This is a genomic window from Streptomyces sp. NBC_00388 (genome assembly GCF_036061255.1).
GTDB lineage: Bacteria > Actinomycetota > Actinomycetes > Streptomycetales > Streptomycetaceae > Streptomyces.
Genome location: NZ_CP107948.1, coordinates 5,091,155 through 5,117,093, shown reverse-complemented (window position 1 = coordinate 5,117,093; position 25,939 = coordinate 5,091,155). Strand labels below are relative to the sequence as shown.

Annotated in this window: 27 protein-coding genes; 13 read left to right on the top strand and 14 right to left on the bottom strand. The window is 71.0% G+C overall.

Going from position 1 to position 25,939, the window contains the following annotated elements; all coding sequences use genetic code 11:
• Position 1 precedes the first annotated feature (1 nt).
• From OG917_RS22965 to OG917_RS22950, 4 genes are all read right to left on the bottom strand, one after another.
• Positions 2-1,735 carry an ABC transporter substrate-binding protein gene (locus OG917_RS22965; protein WP_328319499.1) on the bottom strand — a complete coding sequence of 578 codons (1,734 nt, stop codon included), beginning with the start codon at positions 1,733-1,735 and terminating at the stop codon, positions 2-4.
• 159 nt (positions 1,736-1,894) lie between these two features.
• Positions 1,895-1,990 (bottom strand): Ms4533A family Cys-rich leader peptide, encoded by a 96-nt coding sequence (locus OG917_RS22960; RefSeq protein WP_328319498.1) that lies wholly within the window; start codon positions 1,988-1,990, stop codon positions 1,895-1,897.
• Positions 1,991-2,057: 67 nt separating this feature from the next.
• Entirely contained in the window at positions 2,058-3,464 is a 1,407-nt protein-coding gene (locus OG917_RS22955; RefSeq protein ID WP_328319497.1) for a DUF3152 domain-containing protein, read from the bottom strand.
• A gap of 61 nt (positions 3,465-3,525) precedes the next feature.
• Complete coding sequence (locus tag OG917_RS22950; protein WP_328319496.1) at positions 3,526-4,500, bottom strand: alpha/beta fold hydrolase; 975 nt, start codon at positions 4,498-4,500, stop codon at positions 3,526-3,528.
• Between the two features lie 111 nt (positions 4,501-4,611).
• Between OG917_RS22950 and OG917_RS22945 the strand changes: the two genes are divergently transcribed.
• From OG917_RS22945 to OG917_RS22930, 4 genes are all read left to right on the top strand, one after another.
• A complete protein-coding gene (locus OG917_RS22945; RefSeq protein WP_328319495.1) occupies positions 4,612-4,872 on the top strand; it encodes a hypothetical protein in 261 nt (86 codons plus the stop codon).
• Between the two features lie 140 nt (positions 4,873-5,012).
• Positions 5,013-5,654: a TetR/AcrR family transcriptional regulator gene (locus OG917_RS22940; protein WP_328319494.1), complete on the top strand. Its 642-nt coding sequence runs from the start codon at positions 5,013-5,015 to the stop codon at positions 5,652-5,654.
• 127 nt (positions 5,655-5,781) lie between these two features.
• Entirely contained in the window at positions 5,782-6,009 is a 228-nt protein-coding gene (locus OG917_RS22935; RefSeq protein ID WP_266853361.1) for a DUF3107 domain-containing protein, read from the top strand.
• A 195-nt stretch (positions 6,010-6,204) separates the two neighbouring features.
• The gene (locus OG917_RS22930; protein ID WP_328319493.1) at positions 6,205-6,471 is read left to right on the top strand and encodes a hypothetical protein; all 267 of its coding nucleotides are present in this window, start codon (positions 6,205-6,207) and stop codon (positions 6,469-6,471) included.
• Between the two features lie 90 nt (positions 6,472-6,561).
• Here the strand turns inward: OG917_RS22930 and OG917_RS22925 are convergent, their stop codons facing one another.
• Positions 6,562-7,287, bottom strand: a complete 726-nt coding sequence (locus OG917_RS22925) for a ferritin-like fold-containing protein (protein WP_328319492.1) — start codon at positions 7,285-7,287, stop codon at positions 6,562-6,564.
• Between the two features lie 543 nt (positions 7,288-7,830).
• On the opposite strand from OG917_RS22925, the gene OG917_RS22920 reads away from it, so the two are divergent.
• Together OG917_RS22920 and OG917_RS22915 are read left to right on the top strand one after the other, a co-directional pair.
• Positions 7,831-9,573, top strand: a complete 1,743-nt coding sequence (locus OG917_RS22920) for a DEAD/DEAH box helicase (protein ID WP_328319491.1) — start codon at positions 7,831-7,833, stop codon at positions 9,571-9,573.
• Positions 9,574-9,696: 123 nt separating this feature from the next.
• Positions 9,697-10,560, top strand: coding sequence for an alpha/beta fold hydrolase (locus tag OG917_RS22915; RefSeq protein WP_328319490.1), 864 nt, complete (start codon positions 9,697-9,699; stop codon positions 10,558-10,560).
• Between the two features lie 125 nt (positions 10,561-10,685).
• On the opposite strand, the gene OG917_RS22910 is transcribed toward OG917_RS22915, so the two are convergent.
• Positions 10,686-11,573 (bottom strand): NYN domain-containing protein, encoded by an 888-nt coding sequence (locus OG917_RS22910; protein WP_328319489.1) that lies wholly within the window; start codon positions 11,571-11,573, stop codon positions 10,686-10,688.
• Between the two features lie 260 nt (positions 11,574-11,833).
• Here OG917_RS22910 and OG917_RS22905 point away from each other — a divergent pair, with 260 nt between their 5' ends.
• Positions 11,834-11,986: a hypothetical protein gene (locus OG917_RS22905; RefSeq protein ID WP_328319488.1), complete on the top strand. Its 153-nt coding sequence runs from the start codon at positions 11,834-11,836 to the stop codon at positions 11,984-11,986.
• An 82-nt stretch (positions 11,987-12,068) separates the two neighbouring features.
• On the opposite strand, the gene OG917_RS22900 is transcribed toward OG917_RS22905, so the two are convergent.
• From OG917_RS22900 to OG917_RS22890, 3 genes are all read right to left on the bottom strand, one after another.
• Entirely contained in the window at positions 12,069-12,674 is a 606-nt protein-coding gene (locus OG917_RS22900) for a MarC family protein (protein WP_328319487.1), read from the bottom strand.
• A gap of 202 nt (positions 12,675-12,876) precedes the next feature.
• The gene (locus OG917_RS22895; RefSeq protein WP_328319486.1) at positions 12,877-13,758 is read right to left on the bottom strand and encodes a PHP domain-containing protein; all 882 of its coding nucleotides are present in this window, start codon (positions 13,756-13,758) and stop codon (positions 12,877-12,879) included.
• A gap of 130 nt (positions 13,759-13,888) precedes the next feature.
• The gene (locus OG917_RS22890) at positions 13,889-14,524 is read right to left on the bottom strand and encodes a DUF6758 family protein (RefSeq protein ID WP_328319485.1); all 636 of its coding nucleotides are present in this window, start codon (positions 14,522-14,524) and stop codon (positions 13,889-13,891) included.
• A 184-nt stretch (positions 14,525-14,708) separates the two neighbouring features.
• Here OG917_RS22890 and OG917_RS22885 point away from each other — a divergent pair, with 184 nt between their 5' ends.
• Positions 14,709-15,941, top strand: a complete 1,233-nt coding sequence (locus OG917_RS22885; protein WP_328319484.1) for an MFS transporter — start codon at positions 14,709-14,711, stop codon at positions 15,939-15,941.
• 36 nt (positions 15,942-15,977) lie between these two features.
• Here OG917_RS22885 and OG917_RS22880 read toward each other — a convergent pair whose 3' ends face one another.
• Positions 15,978-16,571, bottom strand: coding sequence for a suppressor of fused domain protein (locus tag OG917_RS22880; RefSeq protein ID WP_328319483.1), 594 nt, complete (start codon positions 16,569-16,571; stop codon positions 15,978-15,980).
• Positions 16,572-17,005: 434 nt separating this feature from the next.
• On the opposite strand from OG917_RS22880, the gene OG917_RS22875 reads away from it, so the two are divergent.
• Both OG917_RS22875 and OG917_RS22870 read left to right on the top strand, forming a co-directional pair.
• On the top strand, positions 17,006-18,121 hold the full coding sequence (locus OG917_RS22875; RefSeq protein WP_328319482.1) for a magnesium and cobalt transport protein CorA: 1,116 nt from the start codon (positions 17,006-17,008) through the stop codon (positions 18,119-18,121).
• Positions 18,122-18,177: 56 nt separating this feature from the next.
• Entirely contained in the window at positions 18,178-18,687 is a 510-nt protein-coding gene (locus tag OG917_RS22870) for a hypothetical protein (RefSeq protein WP_328319481.1), read from the top strand.
• Positions 18,688-18,705: 18 nt separating this feature from the next.
• On the opposite strand, the gene OG917_RS22865 is transcribed toward OG917_RS22870, so the two are convergent.
• Positions 18,706-19,446 (bottom strand): hypothetical protein, encoded by a 741-nt coding sequence (locus OG917_RS22865; protein ID WP_328319480.1) that lies wholly within the window; start codon positions 19,444-19,446, stop codon positions 18,706-18,708.
• Between the two features lie 196 nt (positions 19,447-19,642).
• Here OG917_RS22865 and OG917_RS22860 point away from each other — a divergent pair, with 196 nt between their 5' ends.
• Genes OG917_RS22860 through OG917_RS22850 form a run of 3 tightly spaced genes read left to right on the top strand, consistent with a single transcriptional unit; the run spans position 19,643 to position 22,683 of the window.
• A complete protein-coding gene (locus OG917_RS22860; protein WP_328319479.1) occupies positions 19,643-20,998 on the top strand; it encodes a magnesium transporter MgtE N-terminal domain-containing protein in 1,356 nt (451 codons plus the stop codon).
• On the top strand, positions 20,988-21,506 hold the full coding sequence (locus tag OG917_RS22855) for a DUF1003 domain-containing protein (RefSeq protein WP_328319478.1): 519 nt from the start codon (positions 20,988-20,990) through the stop codon (positions 21,504-21,506). Before OG917_RS22860 ends, OG917_RS22855 begins: the two co-directional genes overlap by 11 nt.
• Positions 21,507-21,549: 43 nt before the next feature.
• A complete protein-coding gene (locus tag OG917_RS22850; protein WP_328319477.1) occupies positions 21,550-22,683 on the top strand; it encodes an Mrp/NBP35 family ATP-binding protein in 1,134 nt (377 codons plus the stop codon).
• Between the two features lie 117 nt (positions 22,684-22,800).
• Here the strand turns inward: OG917_RS22850 and OG917_RS22845 are convergent, their stop codons facing one another.
• The 3 genes from OG917_RS22845 to OG917_RS22835 form a co-directional block, all read right to left on the bottom strand.
• Positions 22,801-23,412 carry a hypothetical protein gene (locus OG917_RS22845; RefSeq protein WP_328319476.1) on the bottom strand — a complete coding sequence of 204 codons (612 nt, stop codon included), beginning with the start codon at positions 23,410-23,412 and terminating at the stop codon, positions 22,801-22,803.
• An 82-nt stretch (positions 23,413-23,494) separates the two neighbouring features.
• Entirely contained in the window at positions 23,495-23,992 is a 498-nt protein-coding gene (locus tag OG917_RS22840; protein WP_328319475.1) for a sec-independent translocase, read from the bottom strand.
• Positions 23,993-24,094: 102 nt separating this feature from the next.
• Positions 24,095-25,438, bottom strand: coding sequence for a trypsin-like peptidase domain-containing protein (locus OG917_RS22835; protein WP_443059007.1), 1,344 nt, complete (start codon positions 25,436-25,438; stop codon positions 24,095-24,097).
• Between the last annotated feature and the right edge of the window lie 501 nt (positions 25,439-25,939).

The window sequence follows — 25,939 nt, the reverse complement described above, 5'->3', positions numbered from 1 at the left end:
GTTACTTGACCGCTACCTGCGAGATGTCGAGCACACCGGTCCAGTCGCTGATCACGACGTTCTTGATGTCCTGGCCGTACAGCCGCTTGTAGACCGGGTGGAAGAGCGGCACGGTCAGCGCCTGCGCGCCGATCTTCTTGTCGAGGGCGCCCCAGCGGCGGGCCGCGGCGTTCAGGTCGGTCAGCTTGTTGATCGCGTCGATCTCCTTGTTGACCGAAGGGTCGTTCAGGAAGCCGGTGTTGAAGTTGGCACCGTCCCTGACGATCTGGCGGCCGTCGAAGATCGGGGCGAGGAAGGGGCCGCCGGAGGGCCAGTCGGCACCCCAGTGGGCGAGGAAGAGACCGGGCTCGGTCTTCGCGTTCTTGGTCTTGTCCTTGTAGTCGTTGTCCTCCAGGCCCCGGAGCTTGACGGTGATGCCCGCCTTCTTCAGGGACTCCTGGAGGGCGGTGGCGATCTCCGGGCTGGTCTCGAAGTCCCTGGCGTTGGAGTGCGTCAGGGTGACGGTCAGACCCTTGGCGTAGCCGGCCTGCTTCAGCAGCGCCTTCGCCTTGGCCGGGTTGCCGGTGGCCCCCGCCGGGAAGTCGTCGTACGGCGTGTAGCCGAAGGACTTCTGGTTGGGCAGGTAGGTGGTGGCGGGCTCGGCGAGCGCGGAACCGCCGGCCGCGTTGATCACCGAGGAGCGGTCCACCGCGTAGGAGACGGCCTGACGCACCTTCGGGTTGTCGAAAGGCTTCACCTTCGGGTTGAAGGCGATGTAGTTCGTGTAGCCGAAGTGGCCGGTGCCGACGCGCGCGGCGAGCTTCTTGTCGCCGGTGACCTTCGCCAGTTCGGCCGGGCCGAGGTTGGTGTCGGTGGTGACGGCGGCGGCGTCCGGGCCCTGGGAACTGGCCAGCCGCTGGTTGATGACCGAGGAGTCGAGTCCGGAGCGGACATCGATGGTGTCGGGGTACGCCTTGCGTTCGCTGTCGGTCTTCGCCGACCAGTGGGGGTTGCGCGCGAGCGTGATCCGCTCACCGTCGTTCTCGTTCTTGACGACCTTGTACGGGCCCGACGAGAGCGGGTGCTCCTCGTACTTGGTGCCGGTGTCCTTGGCCTTCGGCACGGGGGTCGTCTGCGTCTGGGTCGCCAGGTAGGGGAACTCACCCTCGGGCTTGTTCAGATGGAAGACGATCGTGCGGGCGTCGGGCGTCACGATGGAGTCGAGGCCCTTGCCCTTCTTGCCGTCGGCTCCCGCCTTGTACGGGCCCTGGTACTGGGCCCCGCCTATGAGCCAGTCGCGCAGATAGGGCGCCCCGCCGGACAGTTCGGCGGCGAAGGACCGCTCGATGCCGTACTTGATGTCACCGGACGTGATGGGGGTGCCGTCCTCGTACCGCAGGCCCTTCTTCAGGGTGTACGTCCAGACGGTGGCGTTCTTGCTGGGTCTGCCGAGGTCGGTCGCGAGGTCGGGGACGACCTTCGCTCCGGCGGCCCCGTTCGCGCGGTGGCGGGTGGTGAGCGTACGGAAGACCAGCGACGGGACGTTGCCGCCGCCCGACGTGTAGAGCCGCGCGGGGTCGAAGTCCGTCTGGGGCTGGCTGTTGAGGACGGTGAGCCTGCCGCCCTTCGCGGGCTTGCCGTGGGCTCCGGACGTGGCGCTGCCGCTGTCCTTGGGCCCGGCGCAGGCGGCAGCGCCCAGGGCCAGGACCAGACTCGCGGCCGCCACGGACGCTGTGCGTGGGGACAGATGACGCATCGGAAAGGCACCTCTCGGGTGTGCTGAACGCGGAATGTGAACGGATCCGCACAGGCAGCAGCACCGGAGGAGACCGGAGAAAGAGAAATGCCGCGCCCGCGGGAGGAAGAAGCCCGGGCGCGGCAGGGGAAAGGCCGACACACGCCGGGGCAGGCGGTGTCAGCGACAGAGAATGTCGGCGACGCAGTGCTCGGTCACGCCGAACAGCACCAGCTCAAGAGCGGTGCGTTCGGGAGACTCGGAGCAGTGCGGCATGCCGAGAAATATGAACGACCCACCGGGCGATGTCAACGCAGATGGACGAGAGGACGAGACGGCGGTCTCAGCTGGTGGGATACACCCAGGGGTTGGCCCTGCACTTGATCCCGTCGATGTCCAGCGACTTGGTCTGCTGCTGCATGACCGGCGCGAGCGCGCCGGGGGTACGGCAGCTCACGTGGTTGTGCCCGAGCCGGTGGCCGACTTCGTGGTTGATCAGCATCTGCCGGTACGGATAGATCTTGCTGTCCCCGTAGGTCTTCGAGCCCTGGGCCCAGCGATAGGCATTGATCATCACGCGGTCGGTCGCCGCCGAATCGCAGGAGACATTCTCTTCGAGGGTTTCAAGACCGGATTTGGCGCACCATTTCGCGGTGGTGACAGGACTTGCCAGCGTAATCACGAAATCAGGGTGCCCGGTCGAAACGCGCTCGAATGTCCTGGCCCCGTTGTGGGCCCAACTCCGCTTGTCGTTCAGGGTCTTCTGGACGGCATCGGCGAACAGCGTGCCGTCGAGCCCCATTCCCTTCTCGATATCCACCCGGTAGCGGTATTTACGTCCCTGGCCCGGCGCCTTCGCCGATCCCGGGACCACCGAGAAATCACCCGACGCGGCGAGTTTCGGGGCGAGCGGATACAGCGTGGACATCTTCTTCGCGTACGTCAGGGGGACCGGGGCGGCCTTCGGGGTCACCCGGGTGTTGCCGCGCGAGGCGGGTCCTTCGCCGGTCTCGCGCTTGAGTGCCTCCGCCGTCCGGGATTCGCCGTGGCTGCTGCCTCCTCCGGCGACCTGTCCCGCGACCACGACGGCCAGCACGGTGGTCACCGCGGCGGCGGCGATCCCGGCGAAGGCACGGCCCTTGCCGCCGTTGCCCTTCTCCTTGTCCTCACCCCCGGGTCCGTCCGCGCCCTCCGGTCCGTCTGCGGCGTCCCGGGCAACCGGGCTGTCCTGGCCGGTTCCCGAGCCGCCGGCCGCGGCACTTCCGGCCCTGTCACTGCCGCCGGTTCCGGCGGGTTCCGGGGTGGCTGTGGGGCGCGGGGCCCGTGCGGTACCCGCCGCGCCCGTCGTCGCGGGACCGGTCCGGGACGCCGCGGTGTCCGTCCCGCCCGCGGTCGCGGTGACGGTGGCGGCGCCGTGCGCGGCAGCGCCGGGGCGGCCGGTCCCCGGGCGCGGCGCGGGAAGGTCCGCGAAGGCCTCGACGAAGTCCTTGCGGGGGCCGGATGCGTGGCGATCGCGCTGCGCGCCCTGCCAGGCCCCGTACCGCTCGGGCGCAGGTCCGCCCTCCTCGGGCTGCTGGGGATGGCCGCCGCGGACCCCGGGCGGCGCCGACTCCGCCGGGGCTCTTCTGCGGCGTCCGGTCCCCGACCCGGCCTGAGCCGGGGCGGGGACACCTGCCCCGTCACCCGCGGTGTCGCCGGAGGTGTCTTCCGCGCTCCCAGGCACATCGTCCCTGCGGCTGTGACGTCCCACTCCCCGGATCAGCTCCCACTGCTCTTGTCGCCATCGCTGTGCTTGTCGTCGCTGTGCTTGTTCAGCGCTGCTTCACGTCGTCGCCGGAGTTGTCGTCCAGCAACTCCCGGAAGGCGGTCGCGACCAGCTCCGGGTACTCCATCATCGCCACGTGCCCGGCGTCGGGCAGCGTCAGCAGCCGGGAACCGCGGAACGCGGCAGCCGCCTTGCGGGCCATACGGTACGAGACGAGCTGGTCCCGGACTCCGTACACCAGCAGCGTAGGCGCCAGCACCCGCTGCGCCTGACGCCACAGTCCCTGCTGCCCGCCGAGCGTGTAGGCATCGACGATTCCGCGCGCCGACCGGATCATCGCGTCCCAGAAGTACGGCAGCTCCATGCGCCGCCGCATCTCCTCCACCGCGTTGCGCACGCCCTCCTCGCTGACGCGCGACGGGTCGCCGTAGCAGAGTCCGAGCATGCCCCGGGTACGCATCTCGGGCGTCCAGTCCTTGGTGAGCCGCTGGAAGAGCCCGGCGACACCGGGGACCGCGAGGAGCGCCGTGGGTGCGGCCGTGCGCTGGACGCGCAGGTCGGGCAGGGCGGGCGAGATCAGGGTGAGGGTACGCACCAGGTCGGGGCGGAGAGCGGCGACGCGGGTGGTGACCGCGCCTCCCAGCGAGTTGCCGAGCAGGTGGACCGGGCCCCGCTCGCTCGCGTCGAGCATCCGGATCACCGCGCGGGCGTGCCCGGTGACCGAGTAGTTCCCGTCGTCCGGCGGCGGTGAGTCGCCGAAACCGGGGAGGTCGACCGCCTCGCAGTCCACGATGTCCTCGACGAGGGGCATCAGCGCCGACCAGTTCTGCGAGGACCCGCCGAGCCCGTGCACGAAGAGCGCGGGCGGCAGCCCGGCACGCGCCGGGGGCCGCGAGCGCACGGTCAGCGTCAGTCCCGGGAGCGTGACGGTCCGCAGCTCCTCCCCGGCCGCGACTCGTACGGCGCTCGCTCCTGTGGCCGGGGCGGCGGCCACGATTCCCGGCAGCTCGGTCGAAGACATAAGGCGATGTTACGAGACGATCACGCGGGCATCCGTGTGTTCGCTGTCACAGAGACATCGCGCTCACGGCCGCGTGCTCCTACCCTCGGTAGAGAGGGAAGGGGAGCGACCATGCCGACCGAACCCAGCGACAGCCCGGCTCCGCGGCCTCCCGGCGCCGCGGCCCGCGATTCCCAGGGCCCCGGGGAGGCCGGACCGGATGCGGACGCTCCGTCCGTGGAGGCCGATCCCGCCGACCGCGCTGAGCAGCGCCGGGACCTGACGCCTCAGGAGGACGACCCGCTGACCGGCATCGATCCCTCCACGGCGGACGAGGCGGACGCCAGCGAGCAGGCACGGGTGGTCCCCGCGGACGAGGACGACTACCGCTGACAGCGCTTCCCCCGGCGTCCGGTCCGTGAAATTCTGCGTCCGCACCACACACAGCCGGGTTACCCAAAAGTACGATGGCAGGCAGCGACGCACCTGCGTGTGCTTGTTCAACTGAGCTTGTTCAATCATTGGGAGGCGGCGTGACAGCCATCGAGCAGACCGAGGCAGCGCGTCCGCGGGGTACGCGGCTGCCGCGCCGCGCACGACGGAATCAGCTGCTGGGCGCCGCCCAGGAAGTGTTTGTCGCACAGGGTTACCACGCGGCGGCGATGGACGACATCGCCGAGCGCGCCGGGGTCAGCAAGCCCGTGCTCTACCAGCACTTCCCGGGCAAGCTCGACCTCTACCTGGCCCTGCTGGACCAGCACTGCGAGTCACTGCTCCAGGCGGTCCGTACGGCGCTGGCCTCGACCACGGACAACAAGCTGCGCGTGGCGGCGACGATGGACGCCTACTTCGCCTATGTGCAGGACGAGGGCGGCGCGTTCCGCCTGGTCTTCGAGTCCGACCTGACGAACGAGCCCGCCGTGCGCGAGCGCGTCGACCGGGTCTCGCTCCAGTGCGCCGAGGCGATCTCGGACGTCATCGCGGGCGACACCGGACTCTCCAAGGACGAGTCGATGCTGCTGGCCGTGGGTCTCGGCGGGGTCTCCCAGGTGGTGGCCCGCTACTGGCTCTCCAGCGAGTCCGGCATCCCGCGCGACACCGCGGTACAGCTGCTCACGTCGCTGGCCTGGCGCGGTATCGCGGGCTTCCCGCTGCACGGCAGCGACCAGAGCTGACCGGACCGGGGCCCTGTTCGCTGCGGGCGTGCGGTGCTGACGTCCTGCGGGGCTCCCGGCCCGGCTAATGTGTGCTGCGTACGGCGCGGCTGACCGCGCACCGCACGACCGTCGGAGGGACATAACCGTGGAGGTCAAGATCGGGGTTCAGCACGCACCCCGGGAGATCGTTCTGGAGAGCGGGCAGTCCGCCGAGGAGGTCGAGCGCTCGGTTGCCGACGCGCTGGCCGGCAAGGCGCAGCTGCTCAGCCTCACGGACGACAAGGGCCGCAAGGTTCTCGTGCCTGCCGACCGCATCGCCTACGTGGAGCTCGGTGAGCCCGCGACCCGCAGGGTCGGCTTCGGCGCTCTGTAGGCGGCGCTCCGCAGGGGCAGTACAGCAGGACGAACGACGGGAACGGCCCGGCGGTCAACACGACCGCCGGGCCGTTCCCGTGCGTGTGGCCGGGCGGCGCCAAGGATTGCGTTCCGCGGTCACCGGGTAAGACCGGAATCAGTAAAGGATCAGCTTTTCCACAGGTGATTCACAGCGGCGCGCGGAAGGGAAAACATGCTCTGGGAAGCCCTCGCATCTGTACTGCTCGGCCTGGCGCTGGCCTGGTACGCGGCACGGAAGCTCCCCACTCGTCTGCCGTCACGGCAGGTCGTCCTGGTCACCGGCCCGACCGGCGCCCTCTTCGGCGCCTTCCTCACCCGCTCGGCGCTCGGCCCGGTCCACGCCCCGGTGATCCTGCTGGGCGCGGTGGTGATCGGTGCCGTGGTGCTCTCGCTGCTGCTGCGGCCTGTCCACCGGATCCGGCGGTCGGCGGCGGTGTAGCCCGCCGCGCCCACCGTGTCCGCCCCGCCCTGCGGGACGCCCGGAAGGGCGGGGCGCAGGGCCGCCCCGGGGTCCGCGTGATGCGCTCCGTTACGCGGCGAGCCCCAGGGCCGCCATCCGCTTGGTGTGCGCCTCCGTGATCCGGCTGAACATCCGGCCGACCTCCGCGAGGTCGAAGCCGTCGGCGACGCCGCCCACCAGCATGGTCGAGAGCGCGTCACGGTCCGCCACCACCCGCTGGGCCTGGCTCAGGGCCTCGCCCATCAGGCGTCGCGCCCACAGCGCCAGCCGTCCGCCCACCCGGGGCTCCGCCTCGATCGCCGCGCGGACCTTCTCGACGGCGAAGTTGCCGTGGCCCGTGTCGTCGAGCACGCCGAGCACCAGCTCGCGGGTGTCGGTATCCAGGCGGGCCGCCACCTCGCGGTAGAAGTCGCTCGCGATCGAGTCGCCGACGTACGCCTTGACCAGCCCCTCCAGCCAGTCCGACGGCGCGGTCTGGCGGTGGAAGTCGTCCAGTGCCTGGGCGAAGGGCTCCATGGAGGCCGTGGGCTCCACGTCGATCGCGGCCAGCCGGTCGGACAACCGCTCGAAGTGGGAGAACTCGGCGGACGCCATCTTCGCCAGCGCCGCCTTGTCACCGAGCGTCGGCGCGAGCTTGGCGTCCTCCGCGAGGCGCTCGAAGGCGGCCAGCTCGCCGTACGCGAGTGCGCCGAGCAGGTCCACCACCGCGGCGTGGTACCTCGGGTCGGCCGACGCCGTGTCCCAGTTCTGCGCGGCGATACCGGTCTGTTCCTTGGCGGTGTCAGGCGTCTGCATGGACCGCACAATAGCGCTCCGCCCGCCGGGGACGAATTGCCGAGCGGGACCCGGCGGGACGGGTGCGCACGCCGGTGCGCCCCTGGTGAGAACGGGATTGATACCGGGCGTGGGCCGTGCGGCAGGGGCGGAAACCGGGTGCGGAAAAGGCGGGTGGGGACGCCTGTGACCACTGTGGCCTTGGTCTCCTGATGAATTCACCCAACGCACCTGCGCGATTTGGGGGTACAGTGGTAATGCGCCTGCCGAATGTTCAGCATGTTCGGCGGGTCATCCGAATGAGGATGCCCGGTCGGTGGCCCGATCGGCTCCACCTGACCGCCCTCACCGTTCAGACGTGAGGGGCCCCCTCAGCGGCACGAGCGCTTGAGCGAAGGCAGTGGTCCCGCGCCAGTCGGCACGGTACGACCCCCTTGTTCGCCTCGGTCCGCGTCTCACAGAAGAGGCAGCACCCTGACTACGTTCCGAGACCTCGGCATTCTTTCCGAGACCGCCGAAGCCCTTGAGGCTGTCGGCATCACGTCCCCCTTCCCCATCCAGGAGATGACGCTCCCCGTGGCGCTCTCCGGCTCCGACGTCATCGGCCAGGCCAAGACCGGCACCGGCAAGACGCTCGGTTTCGGACTCCCGCTCCTGGAGCGCGTCACCGTCCCCGCGGACGTCGAGGCGGGCCGGGCCAAGCCCGACAAGCTGACCGACGCCCCCCAGGCGCTCGTCGTCGTACCCACCCGCGAGCTGTGCCAGCAGGTCACCAACGACCTGCAGACCGCCGGCAAGGTCCGTAACGTCCGCGTGCTCGCCATCTACGGCGGCCGGGCGTACGAGCCCCAGGTCGAGGCGCTGAAGAAGGGCGTCGACATCATCGTCGGCACCCCGGGCCGGCTGCTCGACCTGGCGGGCCAGAAGAAGCTCAACCTCGGCCACGTCCGCGCCCTCGTCCTGGACGAGGCCGACGAGATGCTGGACCTCGGCTTCCTCCCCGACGTCGAGCGCATCATGAGCATGCTGCCGGCGAAGCGCCAGACGATGCTGTTCTCGGCGACCATGCCCGGCGCGGTCATCGGGCTGGCCCGGCGCTACATGTCGCAGCCCACCCACATCCGCGCGACCTCGCCGGACGGCGAGGGCCAGACGGTCGCGAACATCACCCAGCACATCTTCCGCGCCCACTCCATGGACAAGCCCGAGCTCGTCTCGCGCATCCTCCAGGCGGACGGCCGGGGCCTGGCGATGATCTTCTGCCGTACGAAGCGGACGGCGGCCGACATCGCCGAGCAGCTCGCGACCCGCGGCTTCTCATCGGGCGCGGTCCACGGCGACCTGGGCCAGGGCGCCCGGGAGCAGGCGCTGCGCGCCTTCCGCAACGGCAAGATCGACGTTCTCGTCTGCACCGATGTCGCGGCCCGCGGTATCGACGTCGACGATGTGACGCACGTCATCAACTACCAGTCCCCCGAGGACGAGAAGACGTATCTGCACCGCATCGGCCGCACCGGCCGCGCGGGCAAGTCGGGTACCGCGATCACTCTGGTCGACTGGGACGACATCCCCCGCTGGAAGCTGATCAACAAGGCGCTGGACCTGCCGTTCGACGAGCCGGAGGAGACCTACTCCACCTCGGCTCACCTCTACGAGCTGCTGTCCATCCCCACCGGCACGAAGGGCGTCCTGCCGCGCGCGGACCGTACGCGCGCCGGGCTCGGTGCCGAAGCGGTCGAGGACCTGGGCGAGACCGGTGGCCGCGGCCGCAAGGCGTCCGTGCCCGCGCCCGCGGTGAAGGAGGAGCGCCCCCCGCGTACGCCCCGCCAGCGCCGGCGCACCCGTAACGGCGCACCGCTGTCCGACGAGCCGGGCGCCGCACCCGCCACGGAGGCCGTGGCCGCGCAGTCCGCTCCCGCCGCCCAGGCCGACATCGCCGACGAGGCGCGCGCACCGCGTCGCCGCCGTCGTACGAGGTCTACCGGCACGGACACCCAGACCGCGGTGGCCGAGGCAGCGGTGGTGGCTCCGGCCGCACCGGTCGCCGAGGCCGAGGCCCCTGCCGAGGCCAGGCCGAAGCGCACCCGGACCCGCACCGCCAAGGCCACGGCGAAGCCGGCCGAGGCCGATGCTCCGGCAGCGGTGATCTCGGAGGCCCCTGCCGAGGCCAAGCCGAAGCGGACCCGGACCCGTGCCGCCAAGCCGGCCGAGACCGAGGTGGCAGTGGCGGTGGCACCGGAGACAGCCGAGGCGAAGCCGCGGCGCCGCCGCACGAGGACGCCGAAGGCGGCACAGCCCGAGAGCTGAGTCCCGCGCCGGTGGCCCGGACCCTGTGACAGGGTCCGGGCCACCGGCATGTCCGGGCCCCCGCCCCTCTCTCCCGCCTCCCTCCCCGCCCGCCGCGGTGACCGGCCGCGCTAGCCTCATGGCATGAGCAGGCCTCTCACCTTCGCGCCACCCCCCGGCACTCACTCCGCCCCCCTGCGGACCTCCCGCGGCACGTTCGCCTCCCTGGTGGCCCCCGCCGCCGGGCCCGCAGCCCGGGGGCCCAGGCCCACGGCCCTCCTGCTCCCGGGATTCACCGGGAGCAAGGAGGACTTCATCTCCCTGCTCCAGCCGCTCGCGGCGGCGGGCTACCGCGTGGTGGCCGTCGACGGGCGCGGGCAGTACGAGACCCCTGGCCCCGACAGTCAAGAGGCTTACGCACAAGGCGAGTTGGCCTGCGATGTGCTGGCCCAGGCCGCAGCGGTCGGCGGCCCCGTCCATCTGGTCGGACACTCGCTGGGCGGCCACATCGCCCGTGCGGCCGTGCTGCGCGACCCCACGCCCTTCGCATCGCTGACGCTCGTCTCGTCCGGCCCCGCCGAAGTCGACTCCGTCCAGCAACAGAAGATCGAACTGCTCAGCAACGCGCTCACCAGGCTCGGGATGGAGCAGGTGTGGGAGGCGATGCGCGCGATGGGTCAGCCGCAGGACGCCGGGGCGGATGACGAACCGGCCCTGCGCCGACGCTGGTTGATGCACAGCGCCGCTCAGCTCATCGCCACCGGGCGGCAGTTGATGACCGAGCGGGACCGGGTGGACGAGCTCGCCGCCCTTCCGCTCGCCCTGCACGTGGTGTCCGGCGAGCGGGACGATGCCTGGCCGGTGCCGCTGCTGGACGAGATGGCCGTACGGCTCGGCGCGCTGCGGAGTGTCGTCGCGGGCGCCGAGCACTCCCCCAACACCGACCGGCCGGAGCGGACCGCCGAGGTACTGACCGGCTTCTGGGACGTGCAGGCGTCACAGGGCTGAGCCCCCCCCCGGGGCGCCCCGTCATCGCGCCGTGACGTCCGGTCGCAGGCCGGTCGCGTCGCAGAGCGGTGGGTCGCACAGCCGCCCCCGGCCGCACCGTGGCGTCCGGCTGCCGCTCCGACCGGTCAGTACTGCGACTGCAGGTGGTTCCAGAACCCGTCGCGCAGGGCCCGCCGCAGGTCGCCGTGGCCGCGCAGCGACCGCTGGAGCAGCCGTTCCGCCTCGACCAGCAGGTCCTGGTCCACCGGGCCCGGCAGATAGGGGCGCCCCGGCAGCAGCTCGGCAAGGGTCTGGCGGCCGCGTTCGGAGAGCCAGGTCGCCGCGATCTGGGCACCGACGAAGCGGACGTCCTCGCGGGACGGCAGCGGGGTCCCCTCCTCGTACACCGTCACCGGGCGGCGCCCGACATACGGCTTCCAGAACTCCAGATCGAAGGTCCGCTGGCTGTCGACCTCCCAGAGCAGGGGCTCGGCCTGGTTGCGCCCCTCCCCCGCCTCGATGCCCCAGAGGTGGACCCGCGCCCCGTACCCCTGGGCGGCCTCCACGGCGGAGACCAGGTCCTCGTCCCCTCCGACCAGCGCGGCGTCGCTGATCGCGCGGTGCCTGGCGAGCGATTCCAGATCCGTGCGGATCAGGGAGTCGACGCCCTTCTGCTGGTTGTTGGCGTTCAGGTTGCCGAGACGCACCTTGACGTCCGGCAGCTCCGCGATGGACTGCTGCTCGGGGGTGTGGATACGGCGCCGCGCGCCGTCGTACCAGTACACGCGGAGCAGCCTGCTGTCGGCGAAGATCGTCCGCGCCTTGTCGATGAACGCGTCGATCAGGCCCTCCGCGTCCAGGTCGAACGATCTGCGGTCCTCGTTGCCGGTGACCAGCAGGCCCGCGGCGGCGTACACATATCCGGCATCGACAAAGATCGCGTGCGTGGAGGGTGTCTTCGACACCTCTGCGAGCACACGCTGGAGGAGCGCGTTGGTGCGCTCCAGCTGGGCGCTGACTTCTGGATCGTTCATACGGGGCTCATTGTCTGTGGCTTCACGGAGGGAGCACAACCTGCGGCCCGACCCATCGGTCGTTAGGCTCGCGAAAATTTTCTTTAGCGTAGGGAATGTTTGCTGGGGGCAACTCGTTATCCCCTACGGAACGTGTTGCTGCTACGTCACGCAATCACCTCTTAACGGACGGGCAACCGTCCGGACTCAGCGCGGGACGAGACTGTGAGAGCCCGCACCAGTAGTTCTCCTAGCAGGAGGATCAGACGAAGGGAGAAGCCTTGCGCTTCGAAATCATGCGACTCGATGACGTCGATGGCTCCGCCATGGACAGCACCGTCGTAGACGCCGCCTCCGTCAACCGGATCGTGCAGCAGGCCGCCGCAATCGGCCAGCGCATCTACATCCGGCCGGCCGACACCTCGGCCTCGTAACACCGGAAGATTTTCCAGAGGAAGCGCCCCCGTGCAGACGCACGGGGGCGCTGTGCGTGCGGCCGCCCCGCGAACGGCGTCCTCACCCGGCCCTGATGACCTGGGTGACGCCGTTGATGATCTGCTGCACCGCGATGGCCGACAGCATCATCCCGGCGAGCCGGGTCACCAGCACCACACCACCGTCCTTGATCACCCGGATGATCAGCAGCGAGTACCGCATGGTCACCCAGAGCACCACGTGCATGGCGACGATCGCGGCCCACACGGACACCTGCTGGGCTGCGGTGGACGCGTGCTGCACCGCCAGGATCACCGAGACGATCGCACCGGGGCCCGCCAGCAGCGGCATGCCCAGCGGCACGAGGGCCACGTTGACGTCCTTCGTCTGCGTCGGCTCGTCGGTCTTGCCGGTGAGCAGGTCCAGCGCGATGAGCAGCAGGAGCAGCCCGCCAGCGATCATCAGCGCCGGTACGGAGACATGCAGATAGTCGAGGATCTGCTGGCCCAGCAGCCCGAAGACGGTGATCACCCCGAGGGCCACCGCCACCGCCTGGCCGGCCATCCGGCGCTGGACCTTGGCGGGGCGGCCCGCGGTGAGGGCGAGGAAGATCGGAGTGATCCCAGGGGGGTCCATGATCACGAAAAGCGTGACAAAGAGGGATCCGAAATTGGCGACGTCGAACACAGTGAGGGCCTTGCTTGCGTGGGGAGGGTGAGCGGGGACGGTGGTACCGGAGCGTGGACGCGGACCGGTACCGGAAGATGACACCGCGGACCGCCGCAGGAAAGCGGCACACCGGAAGTGTCGGTACGGGGGGTGCGGGGCAGCGCGGAGGCGGCCGGTCCCGCGGACCGTCGGGCTCCGCCGGGGCGGCGCCGTGACGGGACTAGGCCGGGGCTCCGCCGGCGCCCGGCACCGGGAACGCCCCGGTCGCACGCCGGGTGATCTCGCCGTAGACCTCGGGATGCGTCGTACACGCGCCGAGTTCCACGGATTTCCGGCTGCCGTGGTAGTCGCTGGAGCCCGTGACCAGCAGCCCCAGGTCGGCGGCGAGTCCCCGCAGTCCGGCGCGGGTGGGCTCGTCGTGGTCCATGTGGTCGACCTCGATGCCGTCGAGGCCGCAGGCGGCCAGGTCCGCGATGGCGGACTCGGGCACCACCCTGCCCCGCTTGACGGCTCGCGGGTGGGCGAGGACGGTGACGCCGCCGGCCTGCTTGACCAGCCGGATCGCGGTGACGGGGTCGAGTTCGTGCTTCTCTGCGTAAGCGCGCCCGCCGTCGGCCAGCCACTCGGAGGTGAAGGCGTCGGACACCGTCTCGACCACCCCCAGCTCGACCAGGGCGGTGGCGATGTGCGGGCGGCCCAGCGAAGCGTCCCCGGCGATGCGTGCCACCTGCTCCCAGGTGATCGGCACACCCAGCCCCTGGAGCCTGCTGACCATGGCGCGGGCGCGCGGCACCCGGTCGTCGCGCACGAGTTCGCGCTCGCGCAGGAATTCCGGCTCGGCGGCGTCGAAGAGGTACGCGAGCATGTGCAGCCCGACGCCGTCGGACCGGTTTCCGGCATCGAGCCGGCAGGAGAGTTCGGCTCCGGTGACCAGGGTCAGTCCCGCCGGCAGTGCGGCGGCGGCCTCCGCGTGGCCACGGGTCGAGTCGTGGTCGGTGAGCGCGACGGCATCGAGACCGGCAGCGGCGGCGTTGCGCATCAGCTCGGCCGGGGTGTCCGTACCGTCCGAGGCCGTGGAGTGGGTGTGCAGATCGATGCGCACGACGCGAAACTCCGGAGCTCGGGGACGTAAGGCGGTCCGTCCACCAGGGGACGTTCAAGAGTAACCGGCGTACGGAGCTCTCCCGGCCCGGGCGGATCCCGGCCCGGGCCGCGCCCGGCGAACGGGCCCGTCAGTCCAGGAGCCGCGGGGAGAGCGCCCCGCAGGGCAGCAGCTCCACCTCGGCGCCCACCTCGCGGAGGTCCGTCAGCACCAGCTCGTCGTACATCAGCAGCCCCGACTGCTCCGGCCAGAGGATCGCCCACAGCCACAGCCCGCACGCCTCCCCCGCGAAGACCGCACGGTCGTCGGGAGACTCGACGCGCCAGAGTGGGGTGGGGCGGCCCGCGGCGAGGACCTTGGCCTGCGGGGGCTTCCCGACGTCGATGTACGAGGCCGGGTCGGGACCCTCGACACCGGCGTAGCGCGCACCGAGTCCGACGCCCAGCTCCTCGGCCACCAGCAGCAGCTCCCCCGGGCCTTCGAGCGGGCCGGGGCCTGAGCAGGCGACGGCGGTGGCGCGCCCGCCGCTGCGCTCGTCACCCGCGCTCACCACGCCCGTGAAGAGCCAGCCGATGGGCAGTGGCCACGGCATCCAGACAGGTACCCGCGCACGGTGGGCGACCACCTCCAGCGCTTCGACGCCCGGCGGTGTCGCAGGCTGCAGCGGATGGACCACGCCGTGCGCGTCGCACTGCCACGCGTCGGCGAAGAGGCCGGGTGCCCTGACCCGGCCGCCGCACTTCGGGCAACTGGGTTCGCCCCTCATGTTCTCAACGGTCCTCCCCGCCCGGCACCACGTCAAGGACGGTCACCCGTCCGCTGCGCATGCGTGCGAAAAACTAGATGCATGTTGCACTTATTAGCCGGGCTAATTTATTGTGTGTATAACACAACGATCTGGCGCGGTGCTCCGGCCGCCGCCACGGTCCAACCGAGAGTGAGGGCGTCCCATGCGAGGAGAGGATCCGTTCGACGAAGGGGCCGGGAGCATCCTGCGCCAGCCCAAGGCCGTCTGGGCCACGGCGGGAGCGTCGGTGGTGGCCTTCATGGGGATCGGGCTCGTGGACCCGATCCTGCCGTCCATCGCCAAGGGGCTGCAGGCGTCGCCGAGCCAGGTGTCGCTGCTCTTCACCTCCTACTTCCTGATCACCGCGGTCGCGATGCTGGTCACCGGCTGGGTGTCCAGCCGGATCGGGGGCAAGAAGACCCTGCTGGCCGGTCTCGCCCTGGTCGTCGTCTTCGCGGCCCTCTCGGGCACCTCGGGCTCCGTCGGCGAGCTCGTCGGCTTCCGGGCCGGATGGGGGCTGGGCAACGCGCTCTTCGTCTCCACCGCGCTCGCCGTCATCGTCGGCGCGGCGGCGGGCGGCAGCGCGGCCGCGATCCTGCTGTACGAATCGGCGCTCGGCCTGGGGATGGCCTGCGGGCCGCTGGTCGGCGCCCTGCTCGGCAACGCCAGCTGGCGTTACCCGTTCTTCGGCACCGCGGCCCTGATGGCCATCGGCTTCATCTGCATCGCGTTCCTTCTCAGGGAACAGCCCAAGCCGGCCAGGAAGACCTCACTGCTCGACCCCGTCAGGGCGCTCGGGCACGGCGGGCTCGCCTCCGTGGCGGGGTCGGCCTTCTTCTACAACTACGCGTTCTTCACGGTCCTGGCCTTCACGCCGTTCGTACTGAACATGACGCCGTACAAGTCGGGCGCGGTCTTCTTCGGCTGGGGCCTGCTGCTCGCGGTGTTCTCCGTACTCGTGGCACCCCGGCTGCAGAAGCGCTTCGGCACCCTCAAGGTACTGGGCGCCTCCCTGGTGCTGCTCGCCGCCGACCTGGTGGTCCTCGGCTACGGCAGCCACACGACCGCCATCGTCTGCACGATCCTGTCCGGCGCCTTCATCGGCCTCAACAACACCGTCTACACGGAGCTTGCCCTCGGCGTATCGGACGCGCCGCGCCCCGTGGCCAGCGCGGGCTACAACTTCGTCCGCTGGTTCGCGGCGGCCGCCGCGCCCTTCCTCGCACCGCACATCGAGGGCTGGACCGACATCCACATCCCGTTCGTGGTGGCCGCGGTCGCCGCGGTGCTCGGTGCGGTGGTCGTGTGGGTACGGCGCAGGGCGCTGACGCACGAGGCGCAGGAGCTGGAACCGGCGCACGCTACCGAGGACGGCGTGTCCGCCTTCGTGAACTGAACGGCCCCCGGGCGGGTCCCGGCTCACCCGGCCGGGTCAGTCCAGCGGGACGGACCTGCGCAGCGGATCGCGCAGGTCCGTCCCGCGTGCCAGCCAGCGCTCCTGCAGCTCACCGGCCCCGTGCACGCGTTTCCACGCGGCCTCGTTGTCCGTCATCGGCAGCAGCGGCAGGAAGCGGACCGGGTCCAGCGGCGCGTCGAGCTCCACGTCCTCGACCAGCCCGCCGGGCTCGGCGACCAGCACCGAGCTGAACGGCGCGCCGCTCCAGAGCGGTTCACCGAGGTCGAGCGAGGCGCCGGGAGCCACGACGACCCCCTCCACCTGCGGCGAAGCGGCGAGGACGGCGAGCGGTCGCAGCACCTTGTCGGTGTCGGCGCGTCCGGACCGCACCGAGAGGACCAGCTCCGCACGCGGCCCCTGCACCGGGTCGGCGAGCGCGGCCGTGGGGTCGGACATGGGGTGCGCGGACATCCCCAGGGTGGCGTAGCGCACCACGGCCGGATCCCCGGCGTCCACGAAGCGCAGCACCTCGATCCGGTCCGTGCCGAGGAACGTCACAGCCGCGCGGGCGTCCGGTTCGCCCAGCGCTGAGCGCAGCCGGGCTTCGACCAGAGCGAGAACATCTGCCATGCGCCCGAGCATAGAGCGCGTATCGAACAGGCAAAGTGGGGGCTTGACGCTTCAGCCGGCTGATAGTCTTGGCCGCTGGTCAGGGCAGCATCACTGTCCCCTACGGGGGACCGGCCGGAGGAGGTGGGACTGCGATGGATCGAGATCCGAGTCGACCGTGCAGTACAAGCCGCTCTTCCGCGCGTTTTACGCGTTCTCTGTGACCCGAGACCCTGCATACCCGGCCGTCACGCCGGGAAACCTTCTGAGTCTCATGGCATTTCGCACGCCGGAAGAGCACCTCGCTTCTGTCTGATCCGTGTCTGTAGCGAACGCCGTCCCCGCAACGCCGCGGTTCCGCCCGCTTTGCGGACGTATGAGAGTGACGCCTCGATACGCCCCCATTCCGGGCAGTACCACGCCAGCCGACGGCCCCTCCGTGAAGGAGCCCCGCCATGTCGATGATCCGTGACCTGCGCGCAGCGGTCCGACCCTCCCTGCGCAAGAGCAGCTCCACGCACAGCAATTACGATCCGACCCGCGACCCCTCGGCCAGCAGCGCCGTCGTGGACTGCGCGGTCTACCGGGACGGCGTTCGTGAATCGGGCAAGCAATGCCTGACGCCGCGTGAGGCGCTCCAGCGCGCCCACGAGACCGGCGGTTTCACCTGGATCGGGCTCCACGAACCGACGGAGGAGGAGTTCTCCGGGATCGCGGCCGAGTTCGGGCTGCACCCGCTCGCGGTCGAGGACGCGGTGCACGCGCACCAGCGGCCGAAGCTGGAGCGGTACGACGACACCCTCTTCACCGTGTTCAAGACCATCCACTACGTCGAACACGCCGAACTCACCTCCACCAGCGAGGTCGTCGAGACCGGCGAGGTGATGTGCTTCACCGGACGGGACTTCGTCATCACCGTCCGGCACGGCGGCCAGGGCTCGCTGCGCGCGCTGCGCCACCGGCTCCAGGAGGACACCGAGCTGCTCGCCAAGGGCCCGTCGGCCGTTCTGCACGCCATCGCCGACCAGGTGGTCGACGGCTATCTGGCGGTCGCGTCCGCCGTGCAGGACGACATCGACGAGGTGGAGATCGACGTCTTCTCCGCGCCGGCCAAGGGGACTTCACGGGGCACCGACGCCGGGCGCATCTACCAGCTGAAGCGGGAGGTGCTGGAGTTCAAGCGGGCGGTCTCGCCGCTGCTGCGCCCGATGCAGCAGCTCAGTGAGCGGCCGATGCGGCTGGTCGACCCGGACATCCAGAAGTACTTCCGCGACGTCGCCGACCACCTGGCCCGGGTCCAGGAGCAGGTCGTCGGCTTCGACGACCTGCTGAACTCGATCCTCCAGGCCAACCTGGCCCAGGCGACGGTCGCGCAGAACGAGGACATGCGCAAGATCACCGCGTGGGCGGCCATCATCGCCGTACCGACCATGATCACCGGCGTCTACGGCATGAACTTCGAGCACATGCCCGAGCTCCACTGGCGGTACGGCTACCCCATGGTGATGGTGGGGATCCTGGCCCTGTGTGTCGGCATCCACCGCACCCTGAAGCGGAACGGCTGGCTCTGAGGGAGCCCGCCACCGGGGGGGCGGGACGGCAGGCGCCCTGCGCCTACCCTGGGGCCATGACACAGACCTTCCTTGAGCGCGCCCTCGTCGAGGAGGCCACCAAGAAGTCCGGCCTCATCTGGGTGCGGGGCTCCGGGCCGGCACGGGCCCTCTGGCACGTCTGGCACGACGGCGCCGCACTGCTCGTCGGGGACGGCCCCGGCGAGCAGCCGCTGCCGGGGCTGGCCGACGGAGCACCGGCGGAGGTCACCGTGCGCAGCAAGGACAAGGGCGGCCGGCTCGTCGCCTGGAGCGCGGTGACGGCGGAGCTCGCGCCCCGTTCGCAGGCGTGGGAGGCGGCCGTCGCGGAGCTCAGGGGCAAGCGGCTGAACTCCCCGGACGGCGAGGCCATGGTGGAGCGCTGGGCACGGGAGTGCCGGGTGGTGCGGCTCGTTCCCGGCGGTACGCAGACGGGGCTGCCGGACGGTTCGCTGGCCGCCGCGCCCCTGCCGACACCGGCGACGACCCGTCAGGAGATCCCGGCGGGCCTGCCGAAGCTGCTGTTCAAGCGCAAACGCCGCCGCTGACGGGCGCCCGGTCCGCCCTCACGACGCGGGCAGCTCGTGCCCGTAGTCCACGGTGTCGCCCTTGCCCGGCGCCACCAGCGTCACCTCGCTGTTCCACTGCGTCAGCTGGAGCGTGCCCGCGCCGCCCGCCCGCTCGAACCGCAGCGGATAAGGGGTGCCCTTCAGCGACACGTCGAGCGTGCCGCCCTGCCCGCCCCCGCCGGTGACCTGGATCGCCGGGAGGCCGCCCACCTTGGTCCTGTCGCCCTTCTCCAGCGAGCCGTGCAGCCCCAGCAGCCCGCCGAGCAGCGCGTGCATGTCGGTGAACCCGCGGAACTGGCCGTACGCCGGGTCGCTCTTGGGCACCTTGACGTACTTGTCGTCGAGCGCCTGCGCGGCACCGGCCCCGTTCTTGCCGCCGGTCTGCTTCCAGAAGCCCGCCCCGGCCTTCACATAGAGCGCGTCGCCGATGCGCAGCAGCGCGAACGTGCTGCGCTTCGAGGTGACGGATCCGGTGCCGCCGTCCGCGTTGAGCCGCATGTCCAGCTGGTAGGAGCCGCCCTTGCCGATCAGTGTGCCGGAGAGCGATACCGCCTTGGCTGCGCCGGCGGCGGTGCGCGCCTTCGTCTCGATCTGCCCGGCGGAGAGCTTGCCCACGCCGTTGGTCCCCGCGTCCGGGTCGCCGCCCGAGCAGGCCGCGAGCGGCACCGCCAGGGCGGCGCACAGCACGCCTGCGAGTCCTGCCCTGCGGGCCCGGGCGGCCGGGGGGAATACAGCCACGTACGGTCTGCCTCTCGTGCGAGTGTCCTCAAACAGGAGACCGCAGCGTACCCGGGACTCCCGCGGGAACGGACAGAGAGCCATCCGGACCCACTGCCGGGGCGGCGCCGAACGGTACGGGCTAACGTGAAGCCCGCACAGAACTCCGCGACGGCATGAACCGGCGCCGCACGGAGCGTACGAGGAGGAGGCGCGGATGGCGGCAGGCGTCCCCCGGATCTTCGTCTCGCACCTCGCCGGTGTCTCGGTCTTCGACCCGAACGGCGACCAGGTGGGCCGCGTACGCGACCTCGTCGCGATGCTGCGCGTCGGCACCCGTCCGCCGAGGCTGCTCGGGCTGGTCGTCGAGGTGGTCGGCCGCCGCCGGATCTTCCTGCCCATGACCCGGGTCACCGGCATCGAGTCGGGCCAGGTCATCACCACCGGCGTGGTCAATGTGCGCCGCTTCGAACAGCGCCCCACCGAACGGCTGGTCCTGGGCGAGCTGCTCGACCGGCGGGTGCTGCTGACCGGGACGGACGAGCAGGTGACCGTCCTCGACGTGTCCGTGCAGCAGCTTCCGGCCCGCCGGGACTGGGAGATCGACAAGGTCTTCGTCCGGAAGGGGAAGGGCGGCGCGCTGCGGCGCAAGGGCGAGACGCTGACCGTCGAGTGGTCGGGGGTCACCGGGTTCTCCCTGGAGGAGGAGGGGCAGGGCGCGGAGAGCCTCGTCGCCACCTTCGAGGAGCTGCGCCCGGCCGACCTCGCCAATGTGATGCACCATCTGTCGCCCAAGCGCCGCGCGGAGGTGGCCGCGGCCCTCGACGACGACCGGCTCGCCGACGTGCTGGAGGAGCTGCCCGAGGACGACCAGGTGGAGATCCTCGGCAAGCTCCAGGAGGAGCGCGCGGCGGACGTCCTGGAGGCGATGGACCCGGACGACGCTGCCGACCTGCTGAGCGAGCTGCCCGAGGAGGACAAGGAGCGGCTGCTGGCGCTGATGCGGCCGGACGACGCGGCCGACGTACGGCGGCTGCTCGCCTACGAGGAGCGGACCGCGGGCGGTCTGATGACGACCGAGCCGATCGTGCTGCGCCCGGACGCGACGATCGCCGACGCGCTGGCCCGCGTACGGAAGGAGGACCTCTCCCCCGCCCTGGCCGCGCAGGTGTACGTGTGCCGGCCGCCGGACGAGACACCGACCGGGAAGTACCTGGGCGCGGTGCACTTCCAGCGGCTGCTGCGCGATCCGCCGTTCACCCTGGTCGGCGCGATCGTCGACAGCGACCTCCCGCCGCTGCCGCCGCAGGCCACGCTGCCGGCGCTGACCAGCTACCTCGCCGCCTACAACCTGCTCGCGGCGCCCGTCGTGGACGCGGGCGGCTCACTGCTCGGCGTGGTCACCGTCGACGACGTGCTCGACCACCTGCTGCCGAGCGACTGGCGCGAGACCGACTTCCACCAGGACCCCAGCATGACCGGCGACGGGCAGCCCGACGACGACAGGCCCGGCGAGGACGACGGCCGCCCCGGCCCGGACGACAGCCCGGCGGAGGCCGCCGATGAGCGCTGAACAGACCTCACGGGGCCGTCTCGACCAGCCGCTCGCACCGAAGCGCCGCTGGCTGCCCGAGTACGACCCGGAATCCTTCGGCCGGACGTCGGAGCGGGTCGCGCGCTTCCTGGGAACCGGACGGTTCATCGTCTGGATGACGGTCGTCATCGTCATCTGGGTAGTGTGGAACACCTGGGCGCCGCACGCGCTGCGCTTCGACCCGTTCCCCTTCATCTTCCTGACCCTGGTGCTCTCGCTCCAGGCGTCGTACGCGGCCCCGCTGATCCTCCTCGCGCAGAACCGCCAGGACGACAGGGACCGGGTCAATCTGGAGCAGGACCGCCACCAGAACGAACGCTCCATCGCCGATACCGAGTACCTCACCCGGGAGATCGCCGCGCTCCGGATGGGCCTGGGCGAGGTCGCCACCCGTGACTGGATCCGGTCGGAACTCCAGGACCTCGTGAAGGACATGGCGGAGCAGCGTCAGGTATTCCCGCGGGAAAGTGACGAAGCCGACCACTGACCGCTCTTTCCCGGGGCCACTGTGGGCGCCGTACCATCGACGCATGGCTATGGAAGACGCGGTGCGTGAAGCACTGGCGACAGTGAACGACCCCGAGATCCACCGTCCGATCACCGAACTCGGCATGGTCAAATCGGTCGACATCGGAGCGGACGGGGCGGTCGCTGTCACGGTCTACCTCACCGTCTCCGGCTGCCCGATGCGCGAGACCATCACCACCAACGTGACCGACGCGGTCGCCCGGGTCGAAGGCGTCACCGCCGTCAGCGTCGAACTGGACGTGATGAGCGACGAGCAGCGCAAGGAGCTCGCGGACTCACTGCGGGGCGGCACCGCGGAGCGTGAGGTCCCCTTCGCCAAGCCCGGCTCGCTGACCCGCGTGTACGCGGTCGCCTCCGGCAAGGGTGGCGTCGGAAAGTCCTCGGTCACGGTCAACCTGGCCGCCGCCCTCGCATCCGACGGCCTGAAGGTGGGCGTGGTCGACGCGGACATCTACGGGCACAGTGTGCCGCGGATGCTCGGCGCGTACGGCAAGCCCACCCAGGTCGAGAACATGATCATGCCGCCGTCGGCGAACGGCGTGAAGGTCATCTCGATCGGCATGTTCACCCCGGGCAACGCGCCTGTGGTGTGGCGCGGCCCGATGCTGCACCGCGCACTCCAGCAGTTCCTGGCGGACGTCTACTGGGGCGATCTCGATGTGCTCCTCCTCGACCTGCCGCCGGGCACCGGCGACATCGCGATCTCGGTGGCGCAGCTCGTACCGAACGCCGAGATCCTGGTGGTGACCACTCCGCAGCAGGCCGCGGCCGAGGTGGCCGAGCGGGCCGGCTCCATCGCGGTGCAGACCCACCAGAAGATCGTCGGCGTCGTCGAGAACATGTCGGGGCTGCCCTGCCCGCACTGCGACGAGATGGTCGACGTCTTCGGCACGGGCGGCGGGCAGCGGGTGGCCGAGGGCCTGACGAAGACCACCGGTGCGACCGTCCCGGTACTGGGCTCCATCCCGATCGACGTCCGGCTGCGCGAGGGCGGCGACGAGGGCAAGCCCGTCGTGCTGACGGACCCGGACTCCCCTGCGGGCACCGCCCTGCGCGCCATCGCCGACAAGCTGAGCAGCCGTCAGCGCGGTCTTGCGGGCATGTCGCTCGGGGTCACCCCGCGCAACAAGTTCTAGTCAGGACGGGCCCGGGGGCGGTCCGCTGCGGCGGCCGCCCCCGGGTCTTTCGCTGTCGTGGTGTGCTGCTGTGCCGGCGGGCAGCGGCCCCGGCGTGCGGGGTCCCGCCGCCGCGCGTCACACGTACGCGGTGATGTCCTTGGCCACGGCGAAGCCCAGGCCGTAGGCGCTCATCCCGCGGCCGTACGCCCCCAGGTGCACCCCGGCCTCGGTGGCCCCGGCCAGCACCCAGCCGAACTCCGTCTCACGGTAGGAGAACGCGGTCGGGGTGCCGTCCACCGGCAGCGTCAGCTCCGCCCACTCCGCACCGGACAGGTCGTCGGCCAGCTCGAACGCGGCCTCGGTCTGCTGGTCGAGCCAGTCGTCGCGGAGCGAGTGGTCCAGCTGCGCGGGCCAGGTGCAGGCCAGCAGGCCGGAGGCGGCCAGCCAGGCCACGGAGGAGACCGAGGTGGCCTCCAGCACGCCGGTACCGTCTCCGCTGCGCCGCACCGGGCTGGACGCGATGGTCACCACGGCGGCGAAGTGTTCCCTCTCCGGTCGTGCGTCCGGTCTGACAGCAGGCTCGTCACCATGGCCCAGGGAGCCGTACTGGACCGTGCCGTCCGCTGCTACGCCCACCTGCATCAGCCGCCGCGGGCCGGTGAACGCCTCGTCCAGTCCGTACCAGGAAAACGGCGCCCTCAGATAGTCGTCGACCGTGTGGGTCCCTGTCCGACTCGTCGTCTCCATGTGCCGGCCGCCTCCTCGATCCTCAGCGTCCGAAGCGGCCCACCCCCACGGGCGCCCTCACTGCCGGACAGATGGAGAATACTCAGGTGGCGTCGGCGTCGAACGGCGGACGCTCTTCGGTGTCGACCGTCACACTCTTCTTCTGCAGGTCAGGGCCGCTCTTCTTCAGCAGGTCCGGGCCTGTCGATGAGCCATTGGCGCTACCCGGGGCGATCTCCGCCGCGGCCTCGGTGTCGTCGTCGGCGGCGCTCGACCTGCCGTTCACCACATCGGTGATGTCGGCGATCTCCTTCTTCAGGTCGAAGCTGCTGCGGATCTCCTTGAGCCCGAGCTCATCGCTGCCGTCCATGAGCTGCTTGCGCACGAACGTCTTCGGGTTGAGGTCCTCGAACTCGAAGTCCTTGAACTCGGGGCCGAGTTCGGTGCGGATGTCCTCCTTGGCGCTCTCGGAGAACTCGCGGATCTTCCGGATCGTGCGGGTGACGTCCTGGATGACCTTCGGCAGCTTGTCCGGGCCGAAGACAATCACGGCGAGCACCACGAGCGTCACGATCTCGAGGGGGCCTACGTCATTGAACACTTTTGCTCCTGGTGTTCTCCGCGGCCCGCAGGTCGGGGTGTGGTCCGGGCCCCGACCACGGTACCCGGCGAAGATGCCCGGACGGTACCTTCCACCGACCATTCATCTGCCGTCGGCCGATCCAAGAGTCAAGGTCACAGCCCGGTCCCGGCCGTCACGGCGGACGGTGAGAGCGAGGCTCCCGCCCGGCCGGCGGGCGCGGATCCTGATGATCAGCTCCTGGGCGCTGTGGACCGGTACACCGTCCACACCTGTGACGATGTCCCCCGGTTCGATGCCCGCGCCGGCCCCCGCACCCCCCGGTTCGACCGCCGGGCCGCCGTCGTTCGCCTCGGCCGCGACCCGGGCCCCGTCACCGGTGAACCCCATGTCGAGTGTGACACCGATCACGGGATGGGCGGCCCTGCCGTTGTTGATGAGCTCCTCGGCGACCCGCTTCGCCTGATTGATGGGGATCGCGAACCCCAGCCCGATCGAACCGCCCTGGCCGCCCTCGGCGTCAGAACTGCCGTCGGCGGCGCGGATGGCGCTGTTGACGCCGATCACCCGGGCCTTGCTGTCGACCAGCGGTCCGCCCGAATTGCCCGGATTGATGGGGGCGTCGGTCTGCAGTGCGTCGACATAGCTGACGTCGCCGCCGTCGTTCTTCCCGCCGCTCGACGTGATCGGGCGGTCCTTGGCGCTGATGATGCCCGAGGTCACCGTGTCGGGGAGGTCGAAGGGGGCACCGATGGCCACCACCGGGTCCCCCACCTGGACGTTGTCGGAGTTGCCCAGGGGCAGCGGGGTGAGGCCGGAGACCCGGCCGACCTTGACCACGGCCAGGTCGTAGCCCTTGTCCTGGCCGACGACCCGCGCTTTGGCGCTCTGTCCGCTGCTGAATGTGACGGTGATGTCGCCCGCGGCGCCGGCCGGTTCGATCACGTGGTTGTTGGTGAGGATGCGTCCCTCACCGTCGAGGACGAACCCGGTGCCGGTGTCCGCCTCGTCGCCTCCCCTGACATGCAGCGTGACCACGCCGGGCAGCGCACTCGCCGCGATCCCCGCCACGCTGCCCGGCGCGCGGACGGGGCTCTCCCGGCCGGCCTGCGGGAGCCTGACCTCCGAGAACGAGCCGTTGAGCTCCAGATACGCGCCCGCACCACCGCCGAGAACACCGGTGACCAGCCTGAGCAGCACCAGGGCGACGACCCCGCCGCGGCGGCGCTCCTTCTCCCTGACGGTGGTCGCGGGCGGGGGCGGCGGCCCCCACGGGTCGTGGCGCAGCCACTGCGAGGACTGCTGGAGCGGCCGGTACGCGGGCTGCTGGTGCGGGGTGTGCTGGTGCGGTGCGTGCTGGTGCCCGTGTGGCGAATGCTGGTGCTGGTGCGGCTGGTGCAGTGGGGAGTTCTGCTGCGGCACCTGCGGCGGTTGTGGCTGCTGCGGCGGGAGGGGTTGGTGGTGCATCTGCGGTATGTGCGGTGGGTGGTGCCGCGGTGGGTGCGCGGTATCCGTGACGGCCGGCGGGAGGTGAGTGCCCCCGGGCGGAGTGGGAACGGGCCGCTGGACGGGCGGGGCCGGGGCCCAGGGGCCCGGACCGCCGTAGGGCGGGGTGCCGTAGGGGTCGGGGTCGTGCAGGGCCCGCGCGCGACCGGCAGGGGCCTCGCTCCGTACGGGGTCGGATGGGGCGCCGCCCGCCGGGCTCTGGCTCTCCGCGGACGCCGGGGCCCCGGGCGCGGGCAGCGGCCCGGCCTCCGGCGCGGTCCGGAGCTGCGGCAGCGGCTCACGCAGGGGCGATGGGGCTCCGGCTGTGTGCCCGGACAGTGCCGCGGCGGGAGCCCCGACGGCCGGGGCGGACGGCTGCGGAAGCGCCGAGCCCGGCGCCGGTTCCGGCTGCGGCTGCGGCTGCGGCTGCTGTACCGGCCCGGGATGCTCTTGCCCGGCCGCGGGACTGCTCCACCCTCTGGC